Source organism: Mesorhizobium sp. M2C.T.Ca.TU.002.02.1.1 (genome assembly GCF_003997225.1).
Genome location: NZ_RZTO01000463.1, coordinates 1 through 4,915 on the forward strand (window position 1 = coordinate 1; position 4,915 = coordinate 4,915).

The following is a 4,915-nucleotide window of genomic DNA, read 5'->3' on the forward strand; positions in this document are numbered from 1 at the left end:
GGTTTCCGCCGCCCAGATCTCGACGCGTAAGAAGACGATCTATGCCCGTTCGCTCACCCAGGACGCCTATATGCGGGCGCTGGAGCGTTCCGAAATGGTCTTCGGCATCGGCCCCGCCGGCACCGGCAAGACCTATCTGGCGGTGGCGCATGCGGCCATGCTGCTCGAACGCGGCATGGTCGAGCGCATCGTGCTGTCGCGCCCCGCCGTCGAGGCCGGCGAGCGGCTGGGCTTCCTGCCGGGCGACATGAAGGAGAAGGTCGATCCGTATCTGCGGCCCCTCTACGACGCGCTCTACGACATGATGCCGGCCGACAAGGTCGAGCGGGCGATCGCCGCCGAGGTCATCGAGATCGCGCCGCTCGCCTTCATGCGCGGCCGGACGCTCGCGCATGCGGCGGTGATCCTCGACGAGGCGCAGAACACCACGCAGATGCAGATGAAGATGTTCCTGACCCGTCTCGGCGAGAACTCGCGCATGATCGTCACCGGCGATCCGAGCCAGATCGACCTGCCGCCCAACACCAAGTCGGGGCTGGTCGAGGCGCTGCGCATCCTCGACGGCGTGCCGGGCATCGTCACCGTCCGCTTCAACGAGGGCGACGTGGTGCGCCATCCGCTGGTCGCCGAGATTGTCAAGGCCTATGATCGCGACGGCAAACTGGCGCGAGGCCTGGGCGCCGAAAGCTGATCAAAGGCGCGATGGCTCCAAATCGGGAACTCGGCGGCGAAACGCCGGTCGATATCGATATTTTCGTCGAGGCCGGCGATTGGCCCGCGGAAGCCGAATTGACACGCCTCGTCGATCGCGCCGTTGCGGCCGCCTTTGCCGAGACCGGCGCGGGCGGGGCTTCCGAGCTCAGCATCGTTTTTTCCGACGATGCCCATATCCGGACGCTCAATGCCGAGTGGCGCGGCAAGGACAAGCCCACCAACGTCTTGTCTTTCCCGGCTTTTTCCTTCCCGAAAGGCGGTCCTCTGCCGCCGATGCTGGGCGACATCGTGCTCGCCTCCGAGACGGTGGCGCGCGAGGCTGCCCTGGAAGACAAGCCGCTCGAGAACCATATCACCCATCTCGTCATCCATGGCCTGCTGCATCTTTTGGGCCATGATCACGAGACCGACGCTGAGGCCGACGAGATGGAAGCGATCGAGCGCGCGGCGCTTGCGAGGCTTGCCATTCCCGATCCCTACGCGTAACAAAAAAGCTCAATTGACCTGATGGCGATGAACGACACACCAGAAACTGCCGCCCGTCCGGACGCCGGCAGTGCTGCCAAGCCTTCCGAAAAGACGGAAGAGGGCTCAAGTCCGAGTATTCCCACCGGCAGCGCGGCCGCGGAGGCGACGCATGCCGGTCCTTCCCTCTTCGACCGGGTGCTCGGCCTGTTCCGGCACCGCAACGGCACCAGCCTGCGCGAGGAGATCGCCGGCGCGCTTGCCGAAACGGCGACCGATGCCGGTGCCTTCTCGCCTGGCGAGCGCGCCATGCTCAACAACATCCTGCGCCTTCGCGAAGTGCGGGTCGAGGATGTCATGGTGCCGCGCGCCGATATCGAGGCGGTCGAGATCAACACCACGCTTGGCGACCTGCTCGGCCTTTTCGAGCAGTCCGGCCATTCGCGCATGCCGGTTTATTCCGAGACGCTCGACGATCCGCGCGGCATGGTCCACATCCGCGACGTGCTCGCCCACATCACCAAGGTCGCCCGCGTCAAGAAAGGCCGCGCCAGGGCGAAGGCGCCGGTGACGACGGCGCTCGACCTTGCGCAGGTCGATCTCGCGCGCACCATCGGCGATCTCAATCTGATCCGCCAGGTGCTGTTCGTTCCGCCCTCGATGCTGGCCTCCGACCTGATGGGTCGCATGCAGACGACGCGCACGCAGATGGCGCTGGTCATCGACGAGTACGGCGGCACCGATGGCCTCGCCTCGCTGGAAGACATCGTCGAGATGGTGGTCGGCGACATCGAGGACGAGCATGACGACGACGAGCCGATGATCACGCAGACCGGCGACGGCGTCTTCGTCGTCGACGGCAAGGCCGAGATCGACGAGGTCGCCAAGATGATCGGCGGGGATTTCGCCGCCGGCGAGCATGGCGAATATGTCGACACCATCGGCGGCATGATCTTCAACACGCTTGGACGCGTCCCGGCCAGGGGCGAAGTCGTGCAAGCCATTCCGGGCTTCGAGTTCCATGTGCTCGACGCCGACCCGCGCCGCGTCAAGCGCGTGCGCATCGTGCAGAGCCAGAAGGGCGAGCGTCAGCGCCGCCGCGCGGCCCGCACCGAACAGGCCTGATATCGCCCTCCGATGGCGATCGACGATCCGTTCAAGCACGCGGTTCTGGGCTCGGGTGTTTTCTACAAGGATCCGCGCGCGGCCTTGGCCTGGCTGCAGGCGGCCTTCGGCTTCGAGCCGAGCATGCTGGTGAGCGATGCCGACGGCCGGCTCGTGCATGCTGAAATGCGTTTCGGCGACGGCTACATCATCGTCGATTCCGAATGGGATGAGCATATCGCCAGTCCCGCCTCCGTCGGTGGCAGGAACACGCAAGCCGTCTATATCCGTTTGCAGCAAGACCTTGACGCTCATTGCGAGAAAGCGCGCGCGGCAGGCGCGGAAATTCTGGAAGAGCCGACGGATCATTTCTACGGCGAGCGTCAATATCGCGCCCGTGACCCCGAAGGACATGTCTGGACATTCACCCGCACCGTGCGTGTTGTGCCCAAGGACGAGGCCGAGCGACTGAGCGGCCTGCGCATCGAGGGCTGGCACAGATAGCGCCATCGTGTGTCAGCCCGCGCTTATCCGGGTTTGGATCGGGCGGTACAGCCTGTTAAATCTCTAGCTCCCTGATTCGCGCGACTTGGGAAGCTTGATGCAGCGCTTTGCCGGCCGGATAATTCTGCTTTGGGGGTGGCGGCGGGCGCTGGTGGCCTTTGCCGCCGGAGCGCTGGCGGTGCTTGCCCAGGCGCCTTACGACTTCTTCGCCGTGTGCTTCGTCTCGTTTCCGGTGCTCGTCTGGCTGCTCGACGGCGCCACGGGCGAGGCTTCCGATGGCTGGTTCCGGCGTCTGAGGCCGGCTTTCGCCACCGGATGGTGGTTCGGCTTCGGCTATTTCCTCGCCGGCCTGTGGTGGATCGGTCAGGCCTTGCTGGTCGAGGCCGACAGCTTCGCCTGGGCATTGCCCTTCGCCGTTGTCGGCATCCCCTTCGCGCTGGCCTTCTTCTACGGCTTTGCCACCGTGGTGGCGCGGCTGTTCTGGAGCAGCGACATCGGCCGCATCGCCGCCCTTGCCTTCGGCTTCGGCCTTGCCGAGTGGCTGCGCGACTTCCTCTTCACAGGTTTTCCCTGGAACGCCGTAGGCTATGCGGCGATGCCGGTGCCGCTCCTGATGCAGAGCGTGTCGGTGACCGGGATGATCGGCATGAACGCGCTCGCCGTCTTCCTGTTTTCCCTTCCCGCGCTGGTCGCGGCGCGCCGACATCTGAGGCTGGGCATCGCCTTGTTCGTCATCCTTGTCGCCGCCGATGTCGGCTTCGGCTATTTCCGGCTCGCCGCCCCGGTCGAGGCGACGCGCTCGATCGATGTCCGCATCGTCCAGCCCGCGGTCGATCTCAGCGAGAAGTGGGACGCCTCGGTGCGCGACCGCATCTTCGCAACTTTGTTGGGGATATCGGGGAAAGCGCCGGAAGAGGGACATGCCAAACCGCAGCTCATCCTGTGGCCGGAAACGTCGGTGCCGTTCCTGTTCACTGAGCGTCCGGACGCGCTGACGGCGTTGGGAGACATGCTGGCCGACGGCCAGATGCTGATTGCCGGTGTCGTGCGCGAGGAGGGCGGATCCGCGAGCGCCGGCAGCCGCTATTACAATTCCGTCGTGGCGATCAACGACAAGGGCGAGATCGTCGATGCGGTCGACAAGGTGCATCTGGTGCCCTTCGGCGAGTATCTGCCCTTCGCCGACCTTTTCGAACGCTTCGGCATCGGCCAGCTCGTCGCCGGGCCGATGAATTTCGCCGCCGGCAACGAGCGGCATCCGATCGCCGTGCCGGGTGGCCTGCGCGCTGCTCCGTTCATCTGCTACGAAGTGATCTTTCCCGATCTCGTCGCCGTCGACGCTGCGTCATCTGACTTAATTGTGAACGTCACCAACGACGCCTGGTTTGGCGACACGCCGGGCCCGTATCAACACTTCAGGCAGGCCCAGATTCGCGCGGTGGAGAATGGATTGCCTCTGTTGCGCGCGGCCAACAACGGCATCTCGGCAGTCGTCGATTCGCGCGGGCGCATCGTCGACGCGCTGGCCGTCGACGCGCGCGGCGCCATCGACGCGAATGTGCCGGTCTCTGGGCGCGCCCTCCTGTCTCCCGACCAGCGGCGCATTAACGGATTGCTGATCATGTTGCTGTTTGCGCTCGCCGCCTTCACATTGAATGTAAGGCAGCGGCTACGGGTGAATTGACAGTCGGCACATTAGAAACTCATACTGTAACGCCTAAAATTTTCTCGAAGTCGGTTGGAGGGTTCTGTTGGGGCAGGTGGCTCCGGCTTCATATGGGCGGAACAAAATAGAAAAAGCCGGAAAAATTCGGCGAGGAAAAAATGACAGAAGAGAACAAGAAGAAGCCGAATCCGATCGACATCCATGTCGGGAGTCGTATCCGGCTGCGTCGCAATATGCTTGGAATGAGCCAGGAAAAGCTGGGTGAAAATCTCGGCATCACCTTTCAGCAGATCCAGAAGTACGAAAAGGGCACGAACAGGGTTGGCGCCAGCCGTCTGCAGGCGATCGCCTCCATCCTGAGCGTTCCCGTCGCCTTCTTTTTCGAGGACGCGCCGGGCGAGGAGACCGGCGGCGGCAATCGGGGATTTGCCGAAGACTCCTCGATGGCCTTCGCCATCGAAT

The 4,915-nt window shown here is 64.1% G+C and carries 6 protein-coding genes; all 6 read left to right on the forward strand.

What is annotated here, in order from left to right; genetic code table 11:
* Positions 1-691: PhoH family protein (locus EOD07_RS22295; protein WP_164772426.1), on the forward strand; the 691-nt coding region annotated here is incomplete at its 5' end.
* A gap of 11 nt (positions 692-702) precedes the next feature.
* Positions 703-1,200 (forward strand): rRNA maturation RNase YbeY, encoded by a 498-nt coding sequence (gene ybeY / locus EOD07_RS22300; protein ID WP_127237003.1) that lies wholly within the window; start codon positions 703-705, stop codon positions 1,198-1,200.
* Between the two features lie 27 nt (positions 1,201-1,227).
* Positions 1,228-2,304, forward strand: a complete 1,077-nt coding sequence (locus tag EOD07_RS22305) for a hemolysin family protein (RefSeq protein WP_040986248.1) — start codon at positions 1,228-1,230, stop codon at positions 2,302-2,304.
* 12 nt (positions 2,305-2,316) lie between these two features.
* Entirely contained in the window at positions 2,317-2,787 is a 471-nt protein-coding gene (locus EOD07_RS22310) for a VOC family protein (protein WP_041001588.1), read from the forward strand.
* Positions 2,788-2,884: 97 nt separating this feature from the next.
* The gene (gene lnt / locus EOD07_RS22315) at positions 2,885-4,471 is read left to right on the forward strand and encodes an apolipoprotein N-acyltransferase (protein ID WP_127237004.1); all 1,587 of its coding nucleotides are present in this window, start codon (positions 2,885-2,887) and stop codon (positions 4,469-4,471) included.
* A 140-nt stretch (positions 4,472-4,611) separates the two neighbouring features.
* The coding region (locus EOD07_RS22320) for a helix-turn-helix transcriptional regulator (RefSeq protein WP_164772427.1) at positions 4,612-4,915 on the forward strand (304 nt) is incomplete at its 3' end.

Coding starts and splice junctions, on each gene's coding strand:
- ybeY (WP_127237003.1), top strand. CDS start 703: ATGGCTCCAAATCGGGAACTCGGCGGCGAAACGCCGGTCGATATCGAT.
- EOD07_RS22305 (WP_040986248.1), top strand. CDS start 1,228: ATGAACGACACACCAGAAACTGCCGCCCGTCCGGACGCCGGCAGTGCT.
- EOD07_RS22310 (WP_041001588.1), top strand. CDS start 2,317: ATGGCGATCGACGATCCGTTCAAGCACGCGGTTCTGGGCTCGGGTGTT.
- lnt (WP_127237004.1), top strand. CDS start 2,885: ATGCAGCGCTTTGCCGGCCGGATAATTCTGCTTTGGGGGTGGCGGCGG.